Source organism: Testudinibacter sp. P27/CKL/0425 (genome assembly GCF_052931395.1).
In genome coordinates this window covers 1,541,422-1,568,244 of sequence record NZ_CM128801.1, presented here as the reverse complement: position 1 = coordinate 1,568,244, position 26,823 = coordinate 1,541,422, and the positions used below count along the sequence as shown (strand labels likewise).

Annotated in this window: 21 protein-coding genes and 1 pseudogene; 14 read left to right on the top strand and 8 right to left on the bottom strand. The window is 47.9% G+C overall.

The genetic code is table 11. The features are described 5' to 3' along the window. The first annotated feature begins 199 nt into the window (after positions 1-199). Positions 200-649, top strand: a complete 450-nt coding sequence (gene dksA, locus ACUHGC_RS07855; RefSeq protein WP_446832795.1) for an RNA polymerase-binding protein DksA — start codon at positions 200-202, stop codon at positions 647-649. Positions 650-767: 118 nt separating this feature from the next. Here the strand turns inward: dksA and hutZ are convergent, their stop codons facing one another. Together hutZ and hutX are read right to left on the bottom strand one after the other, a co-directional pair. Beyond that, positions 768-1,289 carry a heme utilization protein HutZ gene (gene hutZ / locus ACUHGC_RS07850; RefSeq protein ID WP_446832794.1) on the bottom strand — a complete coding sequence of 174 codons (522 nt, stop codon included), beginning with the start codon at positions 1,287-1,289 and terminating at the stop codon, positions 768-770. 87 nt (positions 1,290-1,376) lie between these two features. Further along, the gene (gene hutX, locus ACUHGC_RS07845; protein ID WP_446832793.1) at positions 1,377-1,853 is read right to left on the bottom strand and encodes a heme utilization cystosolic carrier protein HutX; all 477 of its coding nucleotides are present in this window, start codon (positions 1,851-1,853) and stop codon (positions 1,377-1,379) included. A gap of 226 nt (positions 1,854-2,079) precedes the next feature. Here hutX and ACUHGC_RS07840 point away from each other — a divergent pair, with 226 nt between their 5' ends. Next, positions 2,080-4,368 carry a TonB-dependent hemoglobin/transferrin/lactoferrin family receptor gene (locus tag ACUHGC_RS07840; RefSeq protein WP_446832792.1) on the top strand — a complete coding sequence of 763 codons (2,289 nt, stop codon included), beginning with the start codon at positions 2,080-2,082 and terminating at the stop codon, positions 4,366-4,368. Positions 4,369-4,462: 94 nt separating this feature from the next. Here ACUHGC_RS07840 and thrS read toward each other — a convergent pair whose 3' ends face one another. Beyond that, entirely contained in the window at positions 4,463-6,400 is a 1,938-nt protein-coding gene (gene thrS / locus ACUHGC_RS07835) for a threonine--tRNA ligase (RefSeq protein WP_446832791.1), read from the bottom strand. A 253-nt stretch (positions 6,401-6,653) separates the two neighbouring features. Here thrS and ACUHGC_RS07830 point away from each other — a divergent pair, with 253 nt between their 5' ends. Together ACUHGC_RS07830 and hxpB are read left to right on the top strand one after the other, a co-directional pair. Beyond that, complete coding sequence (locus ACUHGC_RS07830) at positions 6,654-7,511, top strand: fructosamine kinase family protein (protein ID WP_446834869.1); 858 nt, start codon at positions 6,654-6,656, stop codon at positions 7,509-7,511. Positions 7,512-7,517: 6 nt separating this feature from the next. After that, positions 7,518-8,186: a hexitol phosphatase HxpB gene (hxpB, locus tag ACUHGC_RS07825; protein ID WP_446832790.1), complete on the top strand. Its 669-nt coding sequence runs from the start codon at positions 7,518-7,520 to the stop codon at positions 8,184-8,186. Here hxpB and ACUHGC_RS07820 read toward each other — a convergent pair. Continuing rightward, positions 8,169-9,095: a LysR family transcriptional regulator gene (locus ACUHGC_RS07820; protein ID WP_446832789.1), complete on the bottom strand. Its 927-nt coding sequence runs from the start codon at positions 9,093-9,095 to the stop codon at positions 8,169-8,171. The genes hxpB and ACUHGC_RS07820 overlap by 18 nt on opposite strands. A 134-nt stretch (positions 9,096-9,229) precedes the next feature. On the opposite strand from ACUHGC_RS07820, the gene metE reads away from it, so the two are divergent. Then, entirely contained in the window at positions 9,230-11,494 is a 2,265-nt protein-coding gene (metE, locus tag ACUHGC_RS07815) for a 5-methyltetrahydropteroyltriglutamate--homocysteine S-methyltransferase (RefSeq protein ID WP_446832788.1), read from the top strand. 229 nt (positions 11,495-11,723) lie between these two features. After that, positions 11,724-13,076, top strand: a complete 1,353-nt coding sequence (gene lysC / locus ACUHGC_RS07810) for a lysine-sensitive aspartokinase 3 (RefSeq protein ID WP_446832787.1) — start codon at positions 11,724-11,726, stop codon at positions 13,074-13,076. Positions 13,077-13,407: 331 nt separating this feature from the next. Here the strand turns inward: lysC and pyrD are convergent, their stop codons facing one another. Both pyrD and pepN read right to left on the bottom strand, forming a co-directional pair. Next, the gene (gene pyrD / locus ACUHGC_RS07805; protein ID WP_446832786.1) at positions 13,408-14,427 is read right to left on the bottom strand and encodes a quinone-dependent dihydroorotate dehydrogenase; all 1,020 of its coding nucleotides are present in this window, start codon (positions 14,425-14,427) and stop codon (positions 13,408-13,410) included. A 73-nt stretch (positions 14,428-14,500) separates the two neighbouring features. Beyond that, positions 14,501-17,110: an aminopeptidase N gene (gene pepN / locus ACUHGC_RS07800; protein ID WP_446832785.1), complete on the bottom strand. Its 2,610-nt coding sequence runs from the start codon at positions 17,108-17,110 to the stop codon at positions 14,501-14,503. Between the two features lie 202 nt (positions 17,111-17,312). Between pepN and purE the strand changes: the two genes are divergently transcribed. From purE to ACUHGC_RS07785, 3 genes are all read left to right on the top strand, one after another. Further along, entirely contained in the window at positions 17,313-17,804 is a 492-nt protein-coding gene (purE, locus tag ACUHGC_RS07795; RefSeq protein ID WP_446832784.1) for a 5-(carboxyamino)imidazole ribonucleotide mutase, read from the top strand. 25 nt (positions 17,805-17,829) lie between these two features. Beyond that, positions 17,830-18,912 carry a 5-(carboxyamino)imidazole ribonucleotide synthase gene (purK, locus tag ACUHGC_RS07790; protein ID WP_446832783.1) on the top strand — a complete coding sequence of 361 codons (1,083 nt, stop codon included), beginning with the start codon at positions 17,830-17,832 and terminating at the stop codon, positions 18,910-18,912. 101 nt (positions 18,913-19,013) lie between these two features. Then, positions 19,014-20,204: an amino acid aminotransferase gene (locus ACUHGC_RS07785; protein ID WP_446832782.1), complete on the top strand. Its 1,191-nt coding sequence runs from the start codon at positions 19,014-19,016 to the stop codon at positions 20,202-20,204. Positions 20,205-20,868: 664 nt separating this feature from the next. Here ACUHGC_RS07785 and ACUHGC_RS07780 read toward each other — a convergent pair. Both ACUHGC_RS07780 and ACUHGC_RS07775 read right to left on the bottom strand, forming a co-directional pair. Further along, positions 20,869-21,063: a PIN domain-containing protein gene (locus ACUHGC_RS07780; RefSeq protein WP_446832781.1), complete on the bottom strand. Its 195-nt coding sequence runs from the start codon at positions 21,061-21,063 to the stop codon at positions 20,869-20,871. Beyond that, entirely contained in the window at positions 21,060-21,212 is a 153-nt protein-coding gene (locus tag ACUHGC_RS07775) for an antitoxin (RefSeq protein WP_446832780.1), read from the bottom strand. The genes ACUHGC_RS07780 and ACUHGC_RS07775 overlap by 4 nt, the downstream gene beginning before the upstream one ends. A 160-nt stretch (positions 21,213-21,372) precedes the next feature. Between ACUHGC_RS07775 and ACUHGC_RS07770 the strand changes: the two are divergent. From ACUHGC_RS07770 to ACUHGC_RS07750, 5 genes and pseudogenes are all read left to right on the top strand, one after another. After that, positions 21,373-22,137: pseudogene (locus tag ACUHGC_RS07770) on the top strand (ATP-binding cassette domain-containing protein). After that, complete coding sequence (locus ACUHGC_RS07765; RefSeq protein ID WP_446832779.1) at positions 22,124-22,999, top strand: iron-siderophore ABC transporter substrate-binding protein; 876 nt, start codon at positions 22,124-22,126, stop codon at positions 22,997-22,999. Before ACUHGC_RS07770 ends, ACUHGC_RS07765 begins: the two are co-directional and overlap by 14 nt. Next, complete coding sequence (locus ACUHGC_RS07760; protein ID WP_446832778.1) at positions 22,993-24,039, top strand: iron chelate uptake ABC transporter family permease subunit; 1,047 nt, start codon at positions 22,993-22,995, stop codon at positions 24,037-24,039. Before ACUHGC_RS07765 ends, ACUHGC_RS07760 begins: the two co-directional genes overlap by 7 nt. 8 nt (positions 24,040-24,047) lie before the next feature. Continuing rightward, positions 24,048-24,947, top strand: coding sequence for an iron chelate uptake ABC transporter family permease subunit (locus ACUHGC_RS07755; RefSeq protein ID WP_446832777.1), 900 nt, complete (start codon positions 24,048-24,050; stop codon positions 24,945-24,947). A 36-nt stretch (positions 24,948-24,983) separates the two neighbouring features. Next, positions 24,984-26,822 (top strand): TonB-dependent siderophore receptor, encoded by a 1,839-nt coding sequence (locus ACUHGC_RS07750; RefSeq protein ID WP_446832776.1) that lies wholly within the window; start codon positions 24,984-24,986, stop codon positions 26,820-26,822. The last annotated feature ends 1 nt before the right edge of the window (position 26,823 follow it).

Genomic DNA, 26,823 nt, shown 5'->3' with positions numbered 1-26,823 from the left:
GCTTTATCTAAGTGACTAAAAATCATACCGCCGCATATCGCTTTTTATTTGCTAAAAGAATTAACATCTGCTATTTATATCGGCTTCAAAAAGCATGAAATTTTAATAATGTAAATTTCTTCTAATTTTTCGACTAAAATAACCGGGTAATTTTCACGTTGTTTATCGCAGTATGAAATTATCCTTCGGGGAGAACATCATGAGTGCAGTAGCTCCAAAGACATCTTTGAGTCTGTTATCTTTGGCTGGCGTCGAGGCTTATCAGGAGCAAGACGGTGAAGAATATATGAATGAGAAGCAGTTGCTTCATTTCAAAAAAATTCTGACCGCATGGCGTGAGCAAATTGTTAATGAAGCCGGCAAAACCGTTGCCCAAATGCAGGACGAAGCTGCCAACTTCCCTGATCCGGCGGACCGAGCCACTCAAGAAGAAGAATTCAGTTTGGTGTTGAGAAACCGTGATCGTGAACGCAAATTGCTGAAAAAAATCGATCACACCTTGGTTAAATTGGAAACCGATGATTTCGGCTATTGCGAATCCTGTGGGGTTGAAATCGGCATTCGCCGTTTAGAAGCACGTCCGACCGCCGATTTGTGCATCGACTGCAAAACCCTAGCGGAAATTCGCGAAAAGCAAACCTCTAAATAATAAAATGAAAAATGGCGCAATGTGAAAACGCAGCGCCATTTTTTATGCAATATGCGGCTATTTATAGCATTGCTAAACCGCACTTCACTAAGTGATAGATTCACTTATTTGTGATTCATCACGCATTGCGCTCCAAATGCCCTTGTTGCAAATGAATCGCGCCGATCAGATCATCCGGGCTGACTTTAAATGCCTGTCCGAATCCTTTGACAAATAAGCCTTGCTCCGGAATCAAATTAAACAGAGTAAAATCTTGCATACCGGACAAATGCTCTACCACCTCGCCGTGTCTTGCTGCCAATGCCGCAACGCCTTGTTTCCATTCATCGCTGTCATAGGCCACGATTTCCGCCACTGCATCAAACGAAAGGCGACGGCGAGCAAAAATTTGTCGGCTTTCCGCTTCATCTTCAATCAACATTAAAGACACGCGATTGCACACTTTCAAATTGCGCGCATGGCGGGCAATATCCGAAATAAAAACGTAATACCCTCTTGGGTTTAACACAAACGGCGCATAACTCACGTTCGGTTTGCCCTGTTCATCCACGGTTGCCAACAACAATGTTTTACATTGTTGTTTCATTTCTTGCACTTCAGGCCCGAGTCGGTTCTGTAGTCGCTCTTGACGTTCTGTCATGTTATTTTCCTATCATATACTAAAAATAATACCGCACTTTGCGTAAAGCCATTTGGCAATTGAATCAATGCGATACCTTCAATTCGATCAATACAGCTGCATCTGCTCAAACTGCTGTAGCTGATCGGTTAATAATTCACGGTGTGAATCCCTGCCGACAAAAATCTTGCAAATTGCGCTACCATCGCGGTTCAAAAAAATCACCGACGCGGTTTGTTTTCCCATAAATTCACGTTTTAAAAAGGCAATCTGCGTGCAACGTTCCGCTTTAATATGCCCCGACAGCCCGCTCGTGGCGCGCAAATTAAAATAGCCGTGGCGATATGTGCCGCTGGGCAATTTCCCGCTAAATTCCCAAATGCCGTCTGCGGTATGCACAATCAATGTCATGGTTTCCCATGCGCTGATTTCATGCCAGATGCGATCAAAATGAGAGCCGGAAATCATCTTGCATTCCAATGCCTGCAAAATTTGAAACAGCGTTACTCCATTCTCCGCGGCAAACGCTTCCAGCACCATCGGTTGTGCTTGGCTTAATCGATCCTTTAGTTCAGCTAACTCCATGTATAACCTCACAATAAAAGCGTGATCACGATCACCACGCCGCTGTAATTTAAATTTTTGCCAAATCGCTTGACTTGGCGGCTTGCATATTAATAATAATCAATCTCATTATCAACATTAACTTTGAAAATATTTATGAAGCTGTGTAAAAACCCGAGCAAAAACAATAGCTGCACATTCAATTATCACTATTCATCAGCCCGTAACAACCGTAGGAAATGGTAATATGGATCATAAAAAACTCTCACTTTTCTTATTCACCCCGTTGCTCGCGAATAACGCTATCGCAGCCGATTTAGATGAAATTCATGTCGAAAGTGAATATCGCCACAAATTGACAGACATCAGTAAAAACCGACTTCAGATTCAAAAAGAGCTGATCGGAAGCGCGCAGGATCTGGTGCGTTATACGCCGGATGTCGGAATTGCCGACAACGGTCGGCATAACAAGGGATTCACTCTGCGAGGCGTGGAAGGAAACCGTGTCGGGCTGAGTATTGACGGTGTGGCGCTGCCTGATTCCGAAGAAAACTCGCTGTATAGCCGTTATGGCAATTTCAACAGTTCTCGCTTGAGCATTGATCCGGAGCTGATCCGACAAATCGACATCAGTCAAGGCGCCGATTCATTTCGCTATGGCAGCGGTGCGCTAGGGGGGACAGTGAATTACCGCACACTAACCCCGCGTGATTTAATTCAGCCTGGCGAACGCTACGGCGTATTGCTAAAGAGCGGTTATAGCAGCAAAAATCGCGAATATTTAAATACTATCGGCACAGCTCTCAATCAGGGAGGGTGGGATATTGCACTGCTCTACAGCCTGCGCCGCGGCTATGAATTGAAAAGTCTGGGCAACGGCGAAGATATTAACGGATCGGCTCGCGGCGTGCCGGATCCATCCAAACACCGTTACCATGCGTGGTTAGCCAAATTAGGCTATCGTTTCAGCCCAGCACACCGTGTTGTCGTTGAAACCCACGGGCAGAAAGGCACAAATGCCGTCAATGAAAAATCATACGTTCTCTTCGGCAGTCAATGGCGGGAAGCCGATGATCAACATAAACGCCAAAGTTACCGTTTAACGTATGAATTTACCCCCGAATCCACTTGGCTGAGTATGCTTAAATTAAGCTATAACCACCAAAAAACCGATGTGGCGTCCGTCAATTACAAAGGCGGGAGAAATTGGAAAACTGAGGAAAAAGAGCTTGGTGAAATCTACGATCGCCGTATGAAAACCAAATTTAATCAATTGGCATTCGAGTTGCAAAGTAAGCCGCTCAACCTAGCCGGTTCGTCACATGAATTTAAATTGAGCGGCGCTTGGGATCAGCGTGATTTTGAAAATATCAATCTCGACACTTATATTTTACAACGCGGCCCCGTCACCAAGCCCAACACGATTCAACACCCGGTGAAAACACAGCATTTTCATCTGAGCTTGTTTGATCAAATTAACTGGAACGAAACCTTTGCCAACCGTGTAGGCATTCGTTACGATTCCTCTCGGCTGAAACCGCAGGCGCTGAATGCCAGCTGCCATAATTGCCAAGACACGATCCCCGCAGGCAAAACCTTCAACGGCGTAAGTCTATCACTGGGTACCGATCTGTTTTTAACGCCGTCGTGGCTGCTCAGCTATGATCTCAGCTCCGGATTCAGAACGCCTTCCGCTTCCGAAATGTATTTCACATTTGATAAAAGCCGTGCAGGGCGTTGGCTGGCAAATCCAAACTTAAAGCAAGAACAAAGTCTTAACCATACGTTGACCTTAAGCGGTGAGGGCGATTACGGCAATCTGAAAGTAACCCTCTACCATAACCGTTACAAAAATTTTCTCCATGAAAAAGAAAGCATTATTAGAGAAAAAAATGAAGACTATGATCCCTATCGCTGCTTTAGCACTGGCGGAAGCCCTTGCCGTCAGTATGAAGAAACACCCACTCAGCAAATGGTGAATATTGATCGAGCCACGATTAACGGTATTACTGTGCAAGGTGAATTAAAACTTCACACCATTAGCCCACTGCCTGAAGGACTAACCTTAAACGGCGCGCTCGGCTACAGCAAAGGCAAACTGTCAAACAACGTTTCGCTACTCTCTATTCAGCCGATTAAGGTGGTATTAGGCATCGGTTACGATCAACCGAATGGTAATTGGGGACTGCACAGTAAGTGGACGTATCTTGGAGCGAAAAAAGCAAAAGAAGCAATGCTTTATAAAAATGACTTCAATTACCGTTCCAGAACCTATACCGAAAGCCGACAAGCCTTTCCATACCTGAATCAATCCGCCACGGTGTTTGATGTGTATGGCTATGTGAAGCTGACAAAAAATATCACTTTGAATGGCGGCGTATACAACCTGTTTAATCGTCAATACCATTCATGGGATCGCCTGCGCGGCATCAATATCCACAGCACCACAAATGCCGTGGATCGTGACAGCAAAGGACTCGCCCGTTTTTATGAACCGGGACGCAACTATGTAGTCAATATCGAAATTAAATTATAACCGCAATAAAAATCGGCATAGTAGACAAATATCTGCCTCCATAAAAAAGACAAGCCACGGCTTGTCTTTTTATGTTCGTTAACGCAAAGTGCGGTTAGGCTTCAATTTCGCCCAACAAATTCAGTTCTCGTGACCGCACTTGGCTTTTCAAAATTTGGCAAAATTCATCAATGGTGAATGTGCCTAAATCTTGCCCTTTACGGTTACGCACCGCTACTTTGCCCGCTTCAATTTCTTTATCACCGCAGACTAACATATACGGCACACGGCGCAGGGTGTGTTCGCGGATTTTGAAGCCGATTTTTTCGTTGCGCAGATCCGATTTCACACGTAAGCCCGAATCAGACAAGGTTTTCACCACGTTTTGCACATAATCTGCTTGGCTGTCGGTGATGTTCATCACCACCGCTTGCACCGGCGCAAGCCATGCTGGGAAGAAGCCCGCATATTCTTCGGTGATAATCCCGATGAAACGCTCGATCGATCCCAAAATCGCACGGTGAATCATCACCGGCACACGGCGTTCGTTGTCTTCCGCCACATAAGAGGCATTCAAACGCCCCGGTAAAGCGAAGTCTAACTGAATCGTACCACACTGCCATTCACGATCTAAGCAATCACGCAACGCAAATTCAATTTTCGGCCCATAGAATGCGCCTTCGCCTTCTTGCACTTCATATTCCAGTCCGTTGTGTTTGAGCGCATTTGCCAAGCCCTCTTCCGCTTTGTCCCAAATTTCATCGGAACCGATCCGTGAATCTGGGCGCGTGGAGAGTTTGACTTGAATATTGTTAAAACCAAAGGTGCTGTAAATGTCATACACCATGCGGATACAGGCGGTTACTTCGCTTTCCACTTGATCTTCGGTACAGAAAATATGCGCATCATCTTGGGTGAAACCACGCACGCGCATTAAACCGTGCAATGAACCGGACGGCTCGTTACGGTGGCACGAACCAAATTCCGCCATACGCAACGGCAGATCACGGTACGATTTCAAGCCTTGATTGAAAATTTGTACATGACCCGGGCAGTTCATCGGTTTAATCGCATATTCACGGTTTTCCGATGAGGTGGTGAACATCAAGTCGGCATAGTTTTGCCAATGCCCTGTTTTTTCCCATAAAACGCGATCCATCATAAACGGGCCTTTCACCTCTTGATAATCGTACTCTTTCAGTTTGGTACGCACAAAGGTTTCCAATTCACGGAAAATCGTCCAACCGTCATTATGCCAAAACACCATGCCCGGCGCTTCTTCCTGCATATGATACAGATCCAACGCCTTACCGATTTTACGGTGATCGCGTTTTGCCGCTTCTTCTAAGCGCTGTAAATAGGCGGCTAATTGTTTTTTATCCGCCCAAGCCGTGCCGTAAATCCGTTGCAGCATTTTATTATCGCTGTTACCGCGCCAATAAGCACCGGCGATTTTTTGTAATTTGAAATGGTGACAAAAGCGCATATTCGGCACGTGCGGGCCACGGCACATATCCACATACTCTTGATGATGATACAGCGCCGGTGTGGAAGTTTTCTCGATGTTTTCATCTAAAATCGCCAACTTATACTCTTCCCCGCGGGCTTTAAAGGTGTCATAAGCCTCTTGCCAGCTCACTACTTTTTTCACCACCTCGTAATCGGTTTTCGCCAACTCCAACATGCGTTTTTCTAACGCATCGATGTCGTCTTGAGTTAAAGAGCGGTCTAAATCCACATCATAATAAAAGCCGTTATCGATTGTCGGGCCGATTGCCATTTTCACGCTTGGGAACAGCTGTTTGATTGCGTGCCCTAATAAGTGCGCGCAAGAGTGGCGGATAATTTCCAAACCGTCTTCATCTTTGGCGGTAATAATTTCCAGTGAGCTGTCTTCGCTAATCACATCAACGGCATCTTTGCGCACGCCATTCACGCGCCCGGCAATTGTGGCTTTAGCAAGCCCGGCACCGATGCTTTGTGCGACTTCCAATACTGAAACAGGAGTGTCAAATTGGCGTTGTGAGCCATCGGGTAAAGTAATAATTGGCATAATCTGTCCTTTTACAGTGGTAACCCATACGCAAGGCTACTTGTTTAAAATAGTGTGTTATTCATAAAATCAGTAACGCTTTCGCACCTACTATTGTGCAAAATTGCGCGCTATTTTAGCATGAAAAACCCATTATTTAAGCGTTAATCTTAGCCTGCGAAACCAAACCGCTAAACTTTGACCCAAATCACAGTAAAATCAATCCGTTCCGACTAAGATAGGCTTACGGGCGACTAGATTAAGGAGCAAAATGATGTGGAAAGCAATCTCTCAGTTACTGGCTGAACAATTTGGTTCTTACTACACAATTAAATCCAAAACGCCCGTCGAGGACGGGGAAATGCACCAAGCGTGGATTATTGACGACGGCAATATTCCGGTTTTCGTGAAGGTTAACGACAAATCCTATCGTTCGCTATTCCGCACCGAAGCGGATCAGTTGGCGCTGCTGGCAAAGAGCGGTACGGTGCGTGTGCCGCGCGTCTATGGTGTCGGCTGTGCCGAAAATGTCTGTTTTATCTTAATGGAATCGCTGTCGTTAGAGCCGGTGCCGAATGCCAAAATGGCGGAATTGGGCGCACAGTTGGCGACGTTGCATACCAGCGGCAGCAGTCACGAATACGGCTTTGATTACGACACATGGCTGGGGCCGGTGTATCAACCTAATTCTTGGGCGAAAAATTGGGCGACTTTCTTTAGTGAAAATCGGATCGGCTGGCAGCTGCAACTGTGCAGGGAAAAACAGATCCATTTCGGCAATTTCGAAGATATTATTTCTTCGGTTAATTTTCATTTAGCCAAATATCAGCCTGTTCCAGCGCTGCTGCACGGTGCGTTCTATCATAAAAATATCGGTTTAAGTGACAACGAAATCGTACTATTTGATCCCGCCTGTTATTGGGGTGATGCGGAGTGTGATTTGGCGCTGGCGGAGCTGTTTCAGCCGCTGCCTGCTGAATTTTATCAAGCCTATAACGGTATTAACCCGATTGACAAAGGCTACCAACAACGCAAAGCGATTTATCAACTCTATTATCTGCTGAATTTCAGCCACCGTTTCGGCGGCGATTACATCAAGCGTGCGGCAGATATTATCGAACTATTAGGCTAGTGAAACATGGCGATAAGTGCGGTTATCTTTGATATGGACGGGATCTTAATTGATTCCGAGCCACTGTGGGAACAAGCCGGGGTGACGTATTTTAATCAACTCGGCTTACCTGTCACCCATGCAGATATGCAGCAAATGACCGGCGTGCCTTCAGACGAGGTGGTGCGCCGTTTCTATCGTCAATACGGCACGGCACAGCTCAGTGTCGCCACCGCTACCGAGCAATACCACCAGGCAGCAACCGCACTTATCTTGCAACAAAAGCCGTTATTTCCGACGGTGAAACCATTGCTGGCACGTTTAGCCCAACGCCGAATTAAAATGGCGATTGCTTCCGCTTCTCCACAAGCATTATTGGAACAGATTTGTGAGAAGTGCGGTATTCGCGCCTATTTTTCAGCGATTGTCTCCGCCGCCGATTTGCCTCGCAGCAAACCGCACCCAGAAGTGTATTTGCGCGCAGCAGAACAATTAATGGTTGATCCGATTGAGGCGCTCGGCATTGAGGATTCGATCACCGGCATGACTGCTGTCAAAGCTGCCGCCATGCAGTGTGTAGTAGTGCCCAGTGCCGCAGAACGCGCCGATCCGCGTTGGGTATTGGCGGATTATCAATTCCATTCGCTTGATGAGCTTGATGACGCCTTTTTAAATCAGCTAACCCAGCACCGATAAACCCGGCAAGGTTGAAAAACTTTGTGATTTGACGGTGTGATAAAAATCCTGCACAAATGCGGTATTGACATCAGCTTCGCGCACAGCGGCGTACAATTCGCTTTGCAAACCTGCATCGGTGATTTTGCGTGCCACCACATAACCACGCTCCAAATATGGCAGCACCGCCCAATACGGCAACGCCGCCACGCCGCGTTTGCTCGCCACCAGCTGAATTAACGCGATAGTTAATTCACTGGTGCGGCGCAACGGGTTAATCCCTGCCGGGTGCAACACTTTACGCAACAGATCAAGCATATCATCAGGCACGGGATAGGTTAACAGCGTTTGATCGGCAAAATCTGTCGCCTGCCAAACGGCTTTGCTTGCCAACGGGTGATCTTTCGAACAAATGCCCACCATTTCATAACCAAACAGCGGCAAATGCACAATGCCAGCCGTCTCTTCTATTTCAGACACAATCGCCCAATCCGCACGGTGAGTCAGCAGCAGCCCAATCGCATCGGTGTGAAAGCCTGAGACAATATCCAGCTCCACCAGCGGCCAACTCTGCCGAAATAAATCCATTGCGGGCATCAGCCAGTCAAAACAGGTGTGACACTCCACCGCAATCCGCAGCTCACCTGCATCGCCCTCTTTCACCCGCACCAAATCCAGCTCTGCCGCCATCACTTTTGGCAAAATGTCGGTTGCCAACTGAATCAAGCGCTCGCCTGCGGCAGTGAAATGCAATGGCTGGGTTTTGCGCTCAAACAGGCTCAAGCCGTATTGATCTTCCAATAGCTTAATTTGGTGTGACAGCGCAGATTGCGTGAGGTAAATCCGCTTGGCGGCTTGCGACACGCTCCCCGTCTCTTTCAGTGCAAGCAAGGTTTTTAAATGGCGGAGTTCGAGAAATATCGGCTTCATTATTAAAATTCTTCATCATGTTTGTGAAAATTATTATCTTGCATAATACACTAAAATCCGTCATTCTGCATCTCACAAATAGCCATTTAGACGGCTATTTAAAATTAAATAAATTCAAATACTGGGAGAACATCATGACGACATTTCATCTATCCGGCTTTCCGCGTGTGGGTGCAAAACGTGAATTAAAATTTGCACAAGAGCGCTACTGGCGCAAAGAGCTGGCAGAACAAGACTTATTAGATATCGCCAAAGCGTTGCGTGAAAAAAATTGGAAACACCAAGCGGCTGCCAATGCCGATTATGTTGCGGTTGCTGATTTCACTTTTTACGATCACATTTTAGATCTGCAAGTGGCAACGGGCGCAATCCCTGCGCGTTTTGGTTTCGACAGCACCGCATTAACCCTCGATCAGTTCTTCCAATTAGCCCGTGGTAATGCGCAGCAACCTGCGATTGAAATGACCAAATGGTTCGATACCAACTACCACTACTTAGTGCCGGAATTTCACAAAAACACTGAATTTAAAGCCAACCCTGCACACTATGTGCAACAACTGCAAGAAGCGCAAGCCCTCGGTTTGAAAGCCAAACCGACACTGGTTGGCCCGATCACCTTCTTATGGTTAGGCAAAGAGAAAGGCAAAGAAGCCTTTAACCGCTTAGATTTACTAGAAAAATTGTTGCCGGTGTATGAAGAAATCCTGACCGCACTTGTGCAAGCGGGCGCAGAATGGATTCAAATTGATGAGCCGGCTCTGACCGTTGACCTGCCGGCAGAGTGGGTTGCAACATTCAAACCGACCTATGACAGACTGGCGAAAGTGCAAGCCAAATTATTGCTCGCCACCTATTTCGGCTCCGTTGCTGAACACGCCGATTTACTGAAAGGCTTGCCAGTTGACGGCTTGCACATTGATCTGGTGCGTGCGCCGCAACAATTAAGCGCCTTTGACGATTACCAAAATGTGCTGTCTGTCGGGGTGATCGACGGGCGCAATATCTGGCGTGCCAACCTGAACCGTGTGTTAGACGTGGTTGAACCATTAAAAGCCAAATTAGGCGAAAAACTGTGGATCGCACCGAGCTGCTCACTGCTGCACACCCCGTTTAATTTGGAAGTGGAAACCCAATTAGATCGTGATTTGTACTCTTGGTTAGCGTTCAGCCTGCAAAAAATTCAAGAACTGAACGTGATCAAACAAGCGTTAAACAATGGCCGTGCTGCGGTGCAAGCCGAGTTAGATGCCAGCCAAGCGGCAGCTGATGCCCGTGCCAGTTCGACGGTGATTCACCGCCCTGAGGTTGCGGCACGTTTAAGCTCGCTGCCCGCCAATGCGGATCAACGCAAATCGCCATTTGCCGAGCGAATTAAATTACAACAAGATTGGTTGAAATTACCTTTATTACCAACCACCAACATAGGCTCATTCCCACAAACCACGGAAATTCGCCACGCGCGTGCCGCCTTCAAAAAAGGCACACTGTCGGCTGCTGAATATGAAGCGGCAATGAAAAAAGAGATCGCCTATGTGGTGGAACAGCAAGAGAAACTGGATCTTGATGTATTGGTGCATGGCGAAGCGGAACGTAACGACATGGTGGAATACTTCGGCGAATTGTTAGACGGTTTTGCCTTCACCAAGTTCGGTTGGGTGCAAAGCTACGGCAGCCGCTGCGTGAAGCCGCCGGTGATCTTCGGTGATGTGGTGCGCCCGAATCCGATGACGGTTTCATGGTCAATCTACGCCCAAAGCCTGACCCAAAAGCCAATGAAAGGTATGTTGACAGGGCCGGTAACAATTTTACAATGGTCTTTCGTGCGTAACGACATTGAACGTTCCACCGTGTGCAAACAAATTGCTTTGGCATTAAATGATGAAGTGTTGGATCTGGAAAAAGCGGGCATCAAAATCATTCAAATTGATGAACCTGCGATCCGCGAAGGCTTGCCGTTAAAACGTGCCGAGTGGCAGCAGTATTTAGACTGGGCGACCGAAGCATTCCGCTTGTCATCATTCGGCGCGGAAGATTCAACCCAAATTCACACACACATGTGTTATTCCGAGTTCAACGACATTCTGCCCGCCATTGCAGGCATGGACGCCGATGTGATTACCATTGAAACCTCACGTTCCGACATGGAATTGTTGACGGCATTCGGTGATTTCAAATACCCGAACGAAATCGGACCAGGCGTGTATGACATTCACAGCCCGCGTGTACCGGCGGCAAGCGAAATCGAACACCTGTTGCGCAAAGCGTTAGATGTGATTCCGGCAGAACGTTTATGGGTGAATCCGGACTGCGGCTTAAAAACCCGCGCATGGCCGGAAACCAACGCCGCACTGGAAGTGATGGTTAACGTCACCAAAAAACTGCGTGCTGAATTAAACTAATCAGCAAACCGCACTTTGCCCCTAAAGTGCGGTTTAAACAACCAACGTCGCTTAACTCGTTAAGCGGCGTTTTTTATTGACTATTTTGCAGTAAAGCGGTATCAATACTAAACCGAATTTAATCAGGCGCTATAATCATAATAAAATTTGCTTAATCGCCTTGAATAACTTAAATTATTTCTATTATATTAACAATTCGCTTCATTACTTACTTTACAGGAACTTAACTATGTCACATCTCTCCGTTGCCAAATTCGGCGGCACCAGCGTCGCCAACTACCCAGCAATGAGCGCTTGCGCCAAAATTGTCATTGCCGATCCGAACACCCGCGTGGTGGTGCTTTCTGCTTCTGCCGGTGTAACCAATATTTTGGTTGCGCTTGCCAACGGCTGCGAAGCTGATCAACGCACTAAATATTTGGAAGAACTGCGCGTTATTCAATACAACATTTTAGACGAATTGAAAAACAGCAAAGTGATCAGCGAAGAGATCGACCGCTTGCTGGCGAATATCGCCTCACTCTCAGAAGCCGCCAGTTTAGCCACTTCCGCCGCCTTAACCGATGAGCTGATCAGCCACGGTGAAATGATGTCGACCCTAATTTTCGTTGAAGTGTTGCGTGAATTGCAAACCAACGCCACGTGGGTCGATGTGCGCCAACTGGTTGCGACCAACAGCAACTACGGCAGAGCCGCACCGGACGACGCCAAAACCCAGAAAAATTGTGACAACATCTTAAAACCGTTGATCAATCGCGGCGAGCTGGTGATCACACAAGGCTTTATCGGACGCGATGAAAAAGGCAAAACTACCACTTTAGGGCGTGGCGGCAGCGATTATTCCGCGGCATTATTAGCGGAAGTGTTAGAGGCAAAAGATGTTCTTATCTGGACTGATGTACCGGGCATTTACACCACCGATCCGCGCGTGGTGCCTGCGGCACAGAAAATCGACACCATGAGCTTTGCCGAAGCCGCAGAAATGGCAACCTTCGGCGCCAAAGTGCTGCACCCTGCCACTTTGCTGCCAGCTGTGCGCAGCAACATTCCGGTCTATGTCGGTTCAAGCAAAGATCCGGCAGCCGGCGGCACATGGGTAACCCGTGATCCGCAACCGCGCCCGACTTTCCGCGCCATCGCGCTGCGCCGTGATCAAACCTTGTTGACGCTTTCCAGCCTCAGTATGCTGCATGCGCAAGGCTTTTTAGCCAACGTCTTTAATATTTTGGCAAAACACAAAATTTCAGTCGACACCATCACCACCTCTGAAGTCAGTGTGGCGTTAACGTTGGATAAAACCGGCTCTGCCTCTTCCGGTGCGAATATGTTGTCGAACGAGTTATTAACCGAACTGAGCGAAGTGTGCAACGTGAAAGTCGATACAGGCCTGTCGTTAGTGGCGTTAATCGGCAACGATCTGCACATCACCGCCGGTGTGGCAAAACGCCTGTTCGGCACAATTGAACAGTATAACGTGCGCATGGTCAGCTACGGTGCCAGCACCAACAACATCTGCCTATTGGTGCAAAGCCAACACGCCGATGAAGTGGTGCGTTTGCTGCACGCTGAATTATTTGAGTAATAAGCGTTAAAGTGCGGTTTCAGCCCTTGATTCTTATTAAAAAATAGTAAATAAAATCGTTGGTTTCGATTATTTAATCTATTAAAATCAACGATTTTCATTCAATTCTCTCATATAAATATAGTTTTATTTTGCTATATATTATATCGCTGTCTACCTAATCTTTTACTATGTTTTTTAATCTGTTCTGAACCATATACATAGAACTTTTTTGCTATTCACTTAACCCCCGTCTATTAGGATTAAGTGAGATTTCAACCACATTTTTGTACTACTCCAAAAAACGGGATTATAACTACAGAATCCCGTTTTTCTTTTCAATCGACCAGGATTATTTAATCCCTTCCACCAACGCTTTCACCAACTGCGGGCCGTGGTAAATCAAGCCGGAATACAGTTGCAGCAATTCCGCACCGGCGGCGATTTTTTGTTTACCGCTTTCCAGTGAATCAATTCCGCCGCTGCCGATGATTGGAATTTCGCCTTTCAGCTCTTGATGCAAACGACTAATAATTTGAGTGCTGAGTTGCTGTAATGGTTTGCCGCTTAATCCGCCTTGCTGTTCCGCGTTAGCAATGCCGCTAACGCTCTCGCGCGAGATCGTGGTGTTGGTGGCGATCACGCCGTCCATTTTGTGTCGGCGCAAGGTGTCGGCAATTTGCACCAGTTCAGCATCGGTTTGATCCGGCGCGATTTTAACCGCAATCGGTACATATTTATTGTAATATTCGGCTAATTCCGCTTGGCGGGCTTTAACCGCTTGCAATAAATCGTCTAACGCTTCGCCGTATTGCAGTTGGCGCAAGCCGGGCGAATTTGGCGATGAAATGTTAATCGTGATATAACCGGCGTGGTTATACACTTTATTTAAACAATAAATATAGTCGCCCTTGCCGTTTTCGACCGAGGTGGTGGTGTTTTTGCCGATGTTGATGCCGATCACCCCGTCATAGCGGGCTTTTTTCACGTTTTCGACCAGATGATCGACACCGTAATTATTAAAACCGTTGCGGTTGATGATCCCTTCCACTTCCGTCAAACGGAATTGGCGCGGCTTCAGGTTGCCGTCTTGCGCCAACGGCGTAACGGTGCCGACTTCAATAAAACCGAATCCCAATACGCCAAAGCCGTCGATTGCTTCGCCGTTTTTGTCGGCGCCCGCCGCCAAGCCGATCGGATTTTTAAATTGGATCCCCATGCAGCTTTTCGGCGTGCCTTGCGGGCAACGAAGTGCGGTTTGCAGCAGGTGACTTAATAGCGTTTTGCCAACTAATCCGAGGGTTTTAACCGTGAAATTATGCGCCTGCTCTGCGTCCAGTGAAAATAACCCTTTTTTGATAAATGAGTACATAAGCTATCACCTGTTTTTGAAATGATGTCAAAAGGAAATCCGAAGATTTCCTCAATTGTACGCTTTATTTCGATTAATCCAACGCTTTCTCGATTTTTTCAAACAGATCTTTCGACAGGTTATCGATTTTCGCTAAACGTTCCAAACCACGCTTCATCAAGGTTTGACGCTGCGCGTCGTAGCGCGCCAAGCGAATTAGCGGCTCGATTAAACGCGAGGCAATTTGCGGATTGCTGCTGTTAACTTTGATCAGCACTTCGACCAAGAAACGATAACCTGAACCGTCAATCGCATGGAACGCATTCGGATTATGGTTGGCGAAACTGCCGACCAACGCACGCAGTCGATTCGGATTGTTGAATTTGAAACTCGGGTGATCCATTAACGCCATCACGTTTTGCAACACATCTTCATCCGGACGGGTGGCTTGTAGCGCAAACCATTTGTCCATCACCAAGCCGTCATGCGCCCATTTCTGTTCGAAGTCCGCCAACAGTGCGTCACGACACGGTAATGCTGCCGCAGTTGCTGCCGCCAGTGCCGCCAAGCTGTCGGTCATATTGTTGGCGTGCAAATAATGGGTGTTGACCAGCGCATTGCCGAATTCGGTCACCGCCAGATAACTCAAGCAAACATTGCGCAAGCTGCGCAAGGACACGTCTTCTCTAGCCATGCGGTAAGTCGGCAAATCAATTTTATGATAAATTTTTAACAGCAAGGCTTTCAGATGCTCGGCAATACTCTTTTGCAAGAAAGTGCGCACTTGATGAATTCCGCTCGGATCAATCAATTTGAACTGTTCGGCAAATTCAATTTCTTTCGGCAACAGCAACATAAGTGCGGTCAGTTCGATGTCCTGCTGATAATTTTCCAACAACGCATATAGCGCATCTAACAGCTGCGGATTGATTTGCAAAGGCTCATTGTTTTGCAGGCGGTACAAATTGTGGCGCAATTCGTTTGCCAATAACATTTGCATTGAATCCCAACGGACAAAATCGTTTTCGGCGTGTTTTAACAGTAACAAGAGTTGTTCGTCACTGTAGTCATAATCCAATTTGACCGGCGCAGAAAAATCACACAACAACGCCGGCGTCGGGCGCGTGTAAATATGGTGAAATTCAAATGTTTGTTGATTTTGCAGAATATCTAACACTTGGCTGACCGGGCCGTTTTCATCTTGCAGTTCCAAGTTGTGACCTTGCGCGTCATACAACGCCATTTTCAGTGGAATGTGCAGATTGATTTTGTCTAACTGATCCTGGGTCGGCGGTGTGGTTTGCGCTACATGTAAGCGATAAATATGGTTGCGTTCGTCATATTCATCACTAATGCTTAAAATCGGGGTGCCGGATTGGCTGTACCAACGGCGAAAAATAGTCAAATCCACGCCGGAAGCCCGTTCCATTGCCGAGACAAAATCCTCACAGGTTGCTGCCTTGCCGTCATTTTCGGCAATGTACAATTTCATGCCCTGCTGAAACCGCACTTCGCCCAACAAGGTGTGCAGCATACGGATCACTTCCGCGCCTTTTTCATACACCGTAACGGTATAGAAATTATTCATTTCGATCACTTTTTCCGGACGGATCGGGTGCGCCATCGGGCCGGCATCTTCAGCGAATTGCACCGCTCTTAGCAACTTCACGTTATTGATCCGCTGCACCGCGCGCGAGCCAGTGTCAGATGAAAATTCCTGATCACGGAAAACCGTCAAGCCTTCTTTTAAGCTCAACTGAAACCAATCACGGCAGGTTACCCTGTTGCCGGTCCAGTTGTGGAAATATTCATGCGCGATCACCACTTCAACGTTGTGGTAGTCCTCGTCGGTTGCAGTCGCAGGGTTTGCCAGCACAAATTTGGAATTGAACACGTTCAAGCCTTTATTTTCCATTGCACCCATGTTGAAGAAATCGACCGCCACGATCATGTAAATATCCAGATCGTATTCCAGATCAAACCGATCTTCGTCCCATTTCATCGATTTTTTCAGGCTCTGCATCGCCCAATCGGCGCGATCCAGATTGCCTTTATCGACATACAATTCCAACGCCACGCTGCGACCGCTCTTGGTGATAAAACTGTCTTGCAACAGATCAAAATCGCCTGCCACCAGCGCAAACAAATAACTCGGTTTCGGGAACGGATCTTGCCATTCCACCCAATGCTTGCCGCCTGCCAAATCGCCCCCGCCGGTGCGATTGCCGTTGGATAACAAATACGGATAAGCCGTTTTGTCGGCGGTGATTTTGGTGGTATAACGCGCCAGCACGTCCGGGCGGTCTAACATATAGGTGATTTGGCGAAAGCCCTCCGCTTCACATTGGGTACAGAAACCGTCGCCCGATTGATACAGCCCTTGCAGCGAGGTGTTTTCTGCCGGTTTTAAGCGGGTTTGAATCGTCAGCTCAACGCTGTCGACATCAAGTGCGGTCAAATCTAACGTGAGCGATTCGCTGTCTTGTTGATAGTGGTTGAAATCACTGCCGTTGAGTTTCAGGGAAACAAATTGAAAGCTGTGTCCGTCAAGGCGCAGTTGGGTTGCTTGCGGGTTCAAACGTTGAATATGCGTTGTTGCGGTGACCAGTGTATCTTGCGGATCGAGTTGAAAATCGAGAAAAATATCAGTGACGGTATAATCCGGTTTTTTATAATCTTTTCTATATTTGGCTTTCGCTGACATTATTTGCTCCATCGGTTTTATCTTTATTCAGCCGGTAAGCATAGAATTTTCTCCGCCAACTTGCAATCGAATCACCGCTATCCGGCTAAAAAATATAAAATCTTGCCGTAAGCACATTCACAACGATTAATTTCTTATAAAATCATGCTATGCTAACCGCACTTTTTATACTCACATTAACAGAAAGGAAATCAGCTCGCTTATGTCTACAAAAATCGCCATTGTGATGGGTTCTCAAAGTGATTGGCCGACCATGATTGAAGCCGCCAACGTACTGGATCAACTGCAAGTCCCTTATCATGTGGAAATCGTTTCTGCACACCGCACGCCCGATAAACTGTTTCAGTTCGCCGAAACCGCACTTGGCAACGGTTACCAGGTGATTATTGCCGGTGCGGGAGGCGCGGCGCATTTGCCGGGCATGATCGCAGCGAAAACCATTGTGCCGGTGCTGGGCGTGCCGGTGAAAAGTTCGATTTTAAGCGGCGTGGACAGTCTGTATTCCATCGTGCAAATGCCAAAAGGCATTCCGGTCGGCACCTTGGCGATTGGCGCAGCCGGAGCGGCGAATGCCGGATTGCTGGCGGCACAAATTTTGGCGAGCCATGATCCGCAATTAGCCGAGCGCCTGCAACAATTCCGCAGCGCACAAACCCAAACGGTGTTGGACAATCCCGATCCCCGCCTGCTTTAATCGCTGCTGACACAAGGAATCCGCCATGCAAAAAAGTGCTATTCATCCGCCGGTTTATGTGTTGGGCAACGGACAATTGGGGCGTATGCTGCGCTATGCCGGCGCCCCGTTAGACATCGGCGTGCAGCCGCTTGATTTTGACGCACCATTATTTGAAATCGAAAATAATGCAGTGATCACCGCCGAAATCGAACGCTGGCCGACCACGCCGTTAACCACCGCACTTGCCTCTCATCCGAATTTTATCAATAAAAATGTATTCGGTTTACTCGCCGATCGCTATTCACAAAAATCACTATTAGACGAATTACAGTTGCCGACTTCCCCGTGGCAACAGTTAGACTCCGCCGAACAGTGGCAAACAGTGTTCAGCCAAGTCGACAGTAAAGTCGTGGTCAAACGCCGCACCGGCGGCTACGACGGGCGCGGACAATGGATCGTGGACGCTGAAACGTGCGAACAAATCACGCCGGATCTGTTCGGCGAAGTGATCGCCGAAGCCTTTATTCCGTTTGATTACGAAATTTCACTGATAGGCGCGCGTTTTAAAGACGGCAGTTTCCGCTTCTACCCGATCAGCCACAACCTGCAACAGAACGGCATTTTGCGCTACAGCGTGCAACTTAACGATTCAGACCGCACTTTGCAAACCCAAGCCGAACAAATGCTAGGCGCGATTATGCAAAAGTTGGAATATGTCGGCGTGATGGCGATGGAATGTTTTGTGGTCGGCGATAAATTGCTGATCAACGAACTTGCGCCGCGCGTTCACAACAGCGGACACTGGTCGCAACTGGGTTGTAGCGTCAGCCAGTTTGAGCTGCATTTGCGCGCGTTGCTGGATTTGCCGACGCCACCGCTGCAAACCTTTATGCCAAGCGTAATGGTCAATTTAATCGGCACCGAGCACAATCCGCATTGGTTAAACCTACCGTTTAGCCAATTACATTGGTACGGCAAAGAAGTGCGGTCAGGGCGCAAAGTGGGACACCTTAATTTGTCTCATCCGAGCAAAACGGTGTTAATCGACGGCTTACGCCAACTGGAAACACTGCTGCCAAACGACTATCTTTCCGGCTTGGAATGGGCGATCGAAAAATTAAGCTGATTTTTCAAATCGGGGATTGTGATTCCGTTCAGAAATCAGTATAAATAAACGATTATTTTTATAACATCATTAAAAACACAACATCATAAAAGGACATCATCATGTTTGAGAAAATCCAAGCGGCTCCTGCCGATCCGATCTTAGGTTTAGGCGAAGCGTTTAAATCCGAAACCCGTGATAACAAAATCAATCTGGGGATCGGCGTGTATAAAGATGCCAACGGGCAAACCCCGATTGTGAAAGCGGTGAAAACGGCAGAAAAACGCCTGTTAGAAACCGAAAACAACAAAAATTACCTGACCATCGACGGTGTGGCGGCGTATAACCAATTCACCCAAGAATTACTGTTCAGGACCGACAGTCAAATCGTGCAAAGCAAACGCGCTAAAACCGCACAAAGTTTAGGCGGAACAGGGGCGTTACGTGTCGCAGCGGAATTTATCAAACGCCAAACCAACGCTCAAAATGTGTGGATCAGCTCCCCGACTTGGCCAAACCACAATGCGATTTTTAATGCTGTCGGCATCACTATCCGTAACTATCGCTATTATAACGAGCAAACCCGTGCCTTAGATTGGGACAACATGATCGCCGATTTGAGCAACGCCGGCGAAGGCGATGTCGTGTTGCTGCACGGTTGCTGCCATAACCCGACCGGCATCGACCCGACCGCCGAACAATGGCAACAATTAGCCGATTTATCGGTGAAAAACGGCTGGCTGCCGCTGTTTGACTTCGCTTATCAAGGCTTGGCAAACGGCTTGGAAGAAGATGCACAAGGCTTGCGCGCGTTTGCCGCAAACCACAAAGAATTGCTGGTAGCCAGCTCTTATTCAAAAAATTTCGGTTTGTATAACGAACGTGTTGGCGCATTTACCCTGGTTGCTGCCGATCAACAAACCGCAGAAACCGCATTCAGCCAAGTGAAATCGATTATCCGCACTTTATATTCGAACCCGTCATCACACGGCGCAAATGCAGTGGCGTTGGTGTTGGGCGACGCGGAATTGAAAGCCGATTGGATTGCCGAACTGGCAGAAATGCGCGATCGCATCAAAACCATGCGTCAGAAATTTGTTGAGCTGTTGAAAGAATATGGCGCACAGCAAGATTTTTCATTCATTATCGAACAAAACGGAATGTTCTCCTTCAGCGGTTTAAGCCCTGAGCAAGTAGACCGTTTGAAAGATGAGTTTGCGATCTACGCCGTGCGATCCGGTCGAATCAATGTTGCAGGCATCACCGAAGACAATATCCGCTACTTGTGCGAAAGCATTGTCAAAGTGCTGTAATTCTCAGCTAAACGAAGGTAAGCCTCACCATTTGGTGGGGCTTTTATTTTGGTGTGGCGTGAGATAGCAAGATGAACGGTTTTGAGCGCAAAAGATAATATAGCAATTATGATTTTACTTTATCTAATTAAATGGCTAAATCGCATGGGCGTATGCAATACGCCCCTATACAACCTAATTAAAATAGCACTCTAACCTCCCCCAGCCTTCGGCAGCCCCCTCCGTAAACGGAGAGGGCGAAAGAAATTTTATTACCCATTATTTGCTTTTCTCTCCCTCCGCATGCGGAGGGAGATGCCCAAAGGGCAGAGGGAGGCTCTACAATATTTCACAGCACTTCATAAAAGAAAGTGCGTTGCATTGGATTTTCATACCTTCTTCTGCATTTTTCGCCCCAACGGGGCGACACCATGCGTAACCGCACACGTGAGTGTGCGGCGTTTCAAGAAAGTGGTTTGTGGTGGGCTAGCAAGCCCACCCTACCGTTGAAATCACGCCGCACTTTGTTTTATAAAACTCGGTGTATATGCTGATTTTGGGTTGTAGGGACATACACAATACGCGCCTACAATTGAAACCAAGAGTAACTCGCCTTCGGCGAAACCCGATAGTTGCATTTATAAATAACAGAGAATAGCCAAGAGCGGTTTGTAAACATCACTGCCTACAACCAATCCTCGTAAGCCGGCATATTAATTCGCTGAAATTCTTTGGTATTATGTGTAATTAACATCAAATTATGATTCACCGCTTGAGCGGCAATTAAAATATCATAAGCGTCGATTGGCGTACCTGATTTTTCCAAATCCGCTCTGATCTTACCCGCAATCACCGCATTCGTATCTAATAAAAATTTCATTCTAAGAAATCCCAATTTGAAACAATCGGCTCAATAATGACTTGTTTTCCTCTGCGGCTAATTTTCACCTGCTCTCCCTCAAAACGAAAAGCCTTTGGCAAACGCAGTGCCTGAGAGTTTCCCGTCCAAAATAATTTTGCTGTTGTCATATCGCCTCCTTAGTATCTACCAAAAGTAGATACTTTTTCACCAAGAAAAACAGTATTACTCATTAATACTTTCAAAACATAAATTAATTACAAACTTGAAATAAGAATAATTTTCAATTAAAATCCCCGCTCTTTTAATTTATTCACGCTCAGGCAAGCCATGTTTCAACTTGAACAAGTGACCTACCACATTCCGAACCGCACTTTGTTGCATCCGATTGATCTCACCTTTGAGATTGGGCGGGTGTATGGTTTGATCGGGCACAATGGTTCGGGAAAATCCACGTTAATTAAGTTGCTTGCTAATCAACAACCCTGCTCCGGTGGGCGCTTAGCCTTAAAACAGCGTGAGATTCAAACTTGGAGCAGCCGCGCATTTGCGCGTGAAGTGGCGTATTTACCACAGCATTTGCCCGCCGCAACCAATTTAACCGCGCGTGAACTGATTCAAATGGGGCGCTATGCGTGGAATGGGCTGTTTGGGCGCAATAAACAGCAAGATCAGCAGGCTGTTGAGCAAGCGCTGGCGCTCACCCACACGGAAGCCTTTGCCGATCAGCTGGTGGATACGCTTTCCGGCGGTGAACGTTCACGGATTTGGCTGGCGATGCTGCTGGCGTAACAAAACCGCTTTTTGTTGCTCGATGAGCCTTTAGCCGCGCTGGACATTGCCCACCAAGTAGAAGTGATGCAGTTGATCCAACAGCTTACGCGCCAGCTCAATATTGGCGTGGTGATTGTGATTCATGATGTAAACCTCGCGGCACGCTTTTGCGATCAGTTAATCGCCTTACACAGCGGGCAATTATTAATGCAAGGCTCACCTGATGAATTGATGACGCAAGATAATCTTGATGCGATTTACGGGATTCAATTGCAGGTGATCCCCCATCCTCGCACGGGTGATCCCGTTGCGTTTTTTTGAGGTTTCCATGCGCCGTTTTCTGCTTGCCGCCTTATTATTTATCAGCTGTAACGTATCAGCTCTCACCGTACCGCGAACCGCTACCCTGGATTGGACCGTTGCAGAAACCTTATTAGCCCTCGGGCATGCACCAATTGCCGTCGGTGATGCCGAAAGCTACCGCACTTGGGTTGCCGTGCCCGCGCTGCCGCAAGGTACGCTGGATTTAGGCACGCATTTGCAACCGAATAAAGAGTTAGTGGCGCAATTACAGCCCGATTTATTCATCAACAGCGCAATGTTCAGCAGTTTAACGCCGTTACTACAACGCTATGTTGCCGATCCGCAGCAGGTGGAGAGTGTGGATTTTTACCGTGAAGGCGATATTTGGCAAAACCAACTCAGCGCCACGCGCCAGCTGGCACAACGTGTGGGCGATCCGCAAGCGGCTGAACAACTCATTTCACAAACCGAACAGCTGTTTGCCGAGTTAAAACAACAGCTAACCGAACATCAACACCGCCCACTGCTGCTGGTACAATTTATTGATAGTCGCCATTTACGTGTCTATGGCGAAAACAGCCTGTTTGGTGCGGCAATTCAGCGCATGGGCTTTCGCAATGCGTGGGCGCACCCCGTCAGTGTGTGGGGATCTGCCAATATCAGCATTAATCAGCTGGCGGATTTTGCCGACAATCCGCGCTTGGTGGTGATCAAACCTTATCCTGTGAACGTGCCAACCGCACTTCAGCACAACACCTTGTGGCAACACTTGCCGCTTTCACGCGATCCAATTGTGCTACCCGCCATTTGGACATTTGGCGCACTGCCCTCCGCGCAACAACTCGCCACGGCGTTGCAACACGGAGGTGAAGCATGGTAACCCGTTCCGTTTGGGGGCTGAACCTGATGATATTCGCCTTAAGTGCGGTGCTGGCATTGTGGTTGCTGCACGCCCAATTGCCAAATGGCTGGCTTTCCGCTTTTCGCACTGACAGCACACAATCGCTGGCGCTGTTATTAGTGCAAAACTACACCCTGCCGCGCCTCGCAATGGCAACATTAGCAGGAACCGCACTTGGGCTTGCCAGCCTGTTATTACAACAAGTGGTGAATAATCCGCTGGCGTCCGATAACACCCTGGCGGTCAGCAGTGGCGCGCAATTTTTGCTGTTTGCCTGCACGCTGTTTTTCCCTGCCATTCTCAGTTTCGGCACCACTATCATCGCGTTTCTCGGCGCGCTTGGCGCACTGGCACTGGTGTTTTTACTGGCGTCGCGCAAAACGTTATCACCACTGATTATGATTTTAGCGGGACTAGTGGTAAACCTGTATCTCGGCTCACTCTCTGCCACGCTGATGCTGTTTTACCCTGAAGAATCGCGCGGCTTAATGATGTGGGGTGCAGGTTCACTGGTGCAAGAAAGCTGGCTAGACAGCGTGCAACTGCTGGGCTTGCTGCTGCCTGCGTTGCTGCTGATTACGCTACTGCAACGTCCACTGGCGATATTAAGTTTAAATGACAGCAACGCCAAAAGCCTCGGCGTGCCGGTGCAGTGGATTCGCTTAGCGGCGTTGCTGCTTTCTGCTTATTTGGTGGCGATTGTAATTAGTCGGGTTGGCATGCTTGGGTTTATCGGCTTAGCCGCCACCACCATCAGCCGACAACTGGGGATCCGCACGTTTAAAGCGCAGCTGCTGCAAACCGCGTATCTTGCCGCCAGCTTGCTGCTGCTCACCGATTTAGGCTTGCAATTACTCAGCCACTATTATCACTACCAACTACCGACAGGCGCGGTCACTGCAGTGTTAGGTACACCGCTCTTACTGTGGTTGATGTTTAAAAACCTGCCGCAAAGCGGGCGCTTGCAAGCGGCATCGTCGTTTTTACAGACAGTAAAAACCGCACGGGGATCAGTTTAATCGCGTTATTGGCTTTCACCGCACTTGTCGCGCTCTCCGTTGGCAACAGCGCCAATGGTTGGTCGTTTGACTGGGCAAAACCGCTATTGCTTGAATTGCGCTATCCACGGTTGTTATATGCCCTTGCCGCAGGCATGATGCTGGCACTGGCTGGCACGCTGTTACAACGGTTGAGTTTTAACCCAATGGCAAGCCCTGAACTGCTGGGGATTACCTCGGGCGTGAGTTTTGGCGTGTTAATTGTGATTTTCAGTGTTAGCCAAGTGAGCGCCGATCAATTTTGGATCGCAGGGCTGTTGGGTGCGCTGGCGGTATTGCTGCTGATTATGCTGATTAACGGGCGCAGCGGCATGTTACCCGAACGGATTTTGCTCACGGGCATCAGCCTTGCCGCGTTGTTTGATGCGGTGCAACGCATTTTGATGGCAAGTGGCGATTTCCGCATTCAGCAACTGTTAAGCTGGACGGCAGGTTCAACCTATTATGCCGAAAGCCACATCGCAATCGGGCTCACCCTGACCGCACTTGGGCTGTTGGCACTGAGTATTATGTTCAGCCGTTGGCTGGATCTGCTCAGCCTGCACGCGGTAATGGCAAAAGCACTGGGGCTAAATTTAAACCAAGTCCGCTGGTTGCTGATTCTGCTTAGCGCACTGCTCACCGCCTGCGCCACATTGGTGGTCGGGCCGCTGAGTTTTGTCGGCTTGCTCGCACCGCACTTGGCGCAGTATTTGGGCTTTCACAAAGCCAAATCGCAACTGCTTGCTGCGGCTGTCATTGGTGCAACGGTGATGATTGCCGCCGATTGGATCGGCAGACAATGGCTGTTCCCTTACGAAATGCCTGCCGGGCTGGTGGCAACACTGCTCGGCGGCGGTTACTTTTTACTGATTATGCGCAAGCTCTAACGCGCACCGTTTATTCTCATAACCTAAGGAACTTTTATGCAAAAAACCTTTAAATACTCCGCGCTGGCAACCGCACTTTTGCTTGCCACCAATCCCACTTTTGCGAATCAACAAGCAGAAACAGAGCAGCTGGAGGTGATTGATGTGGTGGGAACCATGAATAAATTGGAAACCCAACCGTTTAACCAAGCAAAATCGGCAGTGGTGTTGGATAACCAAGCCCTCAGCTCACAAGGCATTGAAAAAGCCGATGAGCTGGCGCGTTACCAAGCCGGATTCACTAATCAAGTGTTCGGCAGCGACACCAACACCAACTGGTTCCGCCTGCGCGGCACACTGGCCAGCCAAGCGGTGGACGGAATGCCAATGCTAGAACAAGGATTTTTCACCCCGCAAGTGATGATGTATGGTGTTGAAGCGGTTGAAGTGGTGAAAGGTTCCGATTCGATGGCATTTGGTGCGTCCAATGCCGGTGGTTTGATCAACTACATCACCAAGCGCCCGAATAAAGACGCAATTGGTCGTGGTGAAATCAGCACTCATTTCGGCAATAAAAACCAACGCGGCATCAGCGCCGATTATACGGGAAGCTTGAATGCTGATGACAGCGTGCGTTACCGCTTAGTCGGTGCATATAACCGTGCAGACGGCGAATGGAACGGCACTTGGTCGGAAAACTACTACATTGCGCCGTCCATTTCGTGGGATATTTCAGATAAAACCAACTTGACCGTTTTAGCCAGCTACTTAAAAAATGTCGGCACGCCAAGCTCTAACTTCCTGCCACAAGACGGCACATTAGTGCCAACTGCTGCGGGTAAAATTTCACCTCATGCCAATTTAGGCGATCCGACCCAAGACAATGAAAAGAATATCGCCAAAAGTATCGGCTATGAATTCAGCCATGAATTTGGCAACGGCTTACGCTTCAGCCAAAACTACCGTTATCAAGAAATTTATAGTCACCACCAAGGGGCTTATGCATTCCCAACTTTAAATTTAGCTAACAATGAAGTTTCACGTGGTATTGTGTTCAATCACGGCACGGCGAAAAGCCACAGCATTGACAACCGTCTGAGCTGGAAATTTAACAATGATATGTTAGAAAATACGCTGCTTGTCGGCATGGATTATCGTCATCAAAAATTTGATGCTTATTACGGTTTAATGAACTGGGGCGGAATCGGGAACACTAATGTTTATAATCCATCGGCACAATATGGCGCGCCACAAACTTTAACCGATTCGCAGTTAACCCAAATTAAAGCGATTCAACAAGGCTACTATTTGCAAGATAACATCGTGTTGTGGGATACCATCGGCTTAACCGCCGGCGTGCGCCATGATCGTGTGCGCAATAGCGAATTGGCAAGTGCGCAAAGCGTGCGTAAAAACTACACCTCTTATTCCGGCTCGGTAATCTATTTTAACGAATTAGGTTTAAACCCATACTATGCCTACACCGAATCGTTCCGCGTACCAAACGGATTAAGCGGCAATCAAACCCTATATGATCCGAACATCACCAAACAGCATGAAATCGGTGTGAAATATATGCCAAGCTGGGTAGACGGCACGATCTCCGTAGCATTGTTTAGCGCAAAAGATAAGGGCGCGTTGGTTGGGCAAGGCACAGGGGCGACAATCAGCAGCGAAGACCCAATCAAACGCAAAGGCGTGGAAATTCAAGCCGATTTGAATGTTACCGACAAACTGCAAACGTTAATGGCATATACCTATTTGCATTCCGTCACGAAAAATGCAAACGGCGCAACCACGCATAATCCTTTGATTCCAAAACACACGCTATCCACGCGTTTAGCATACCAATTTAATGATCAATTATCGGTGTGCGTTATATCGGCAACAGCGTGAC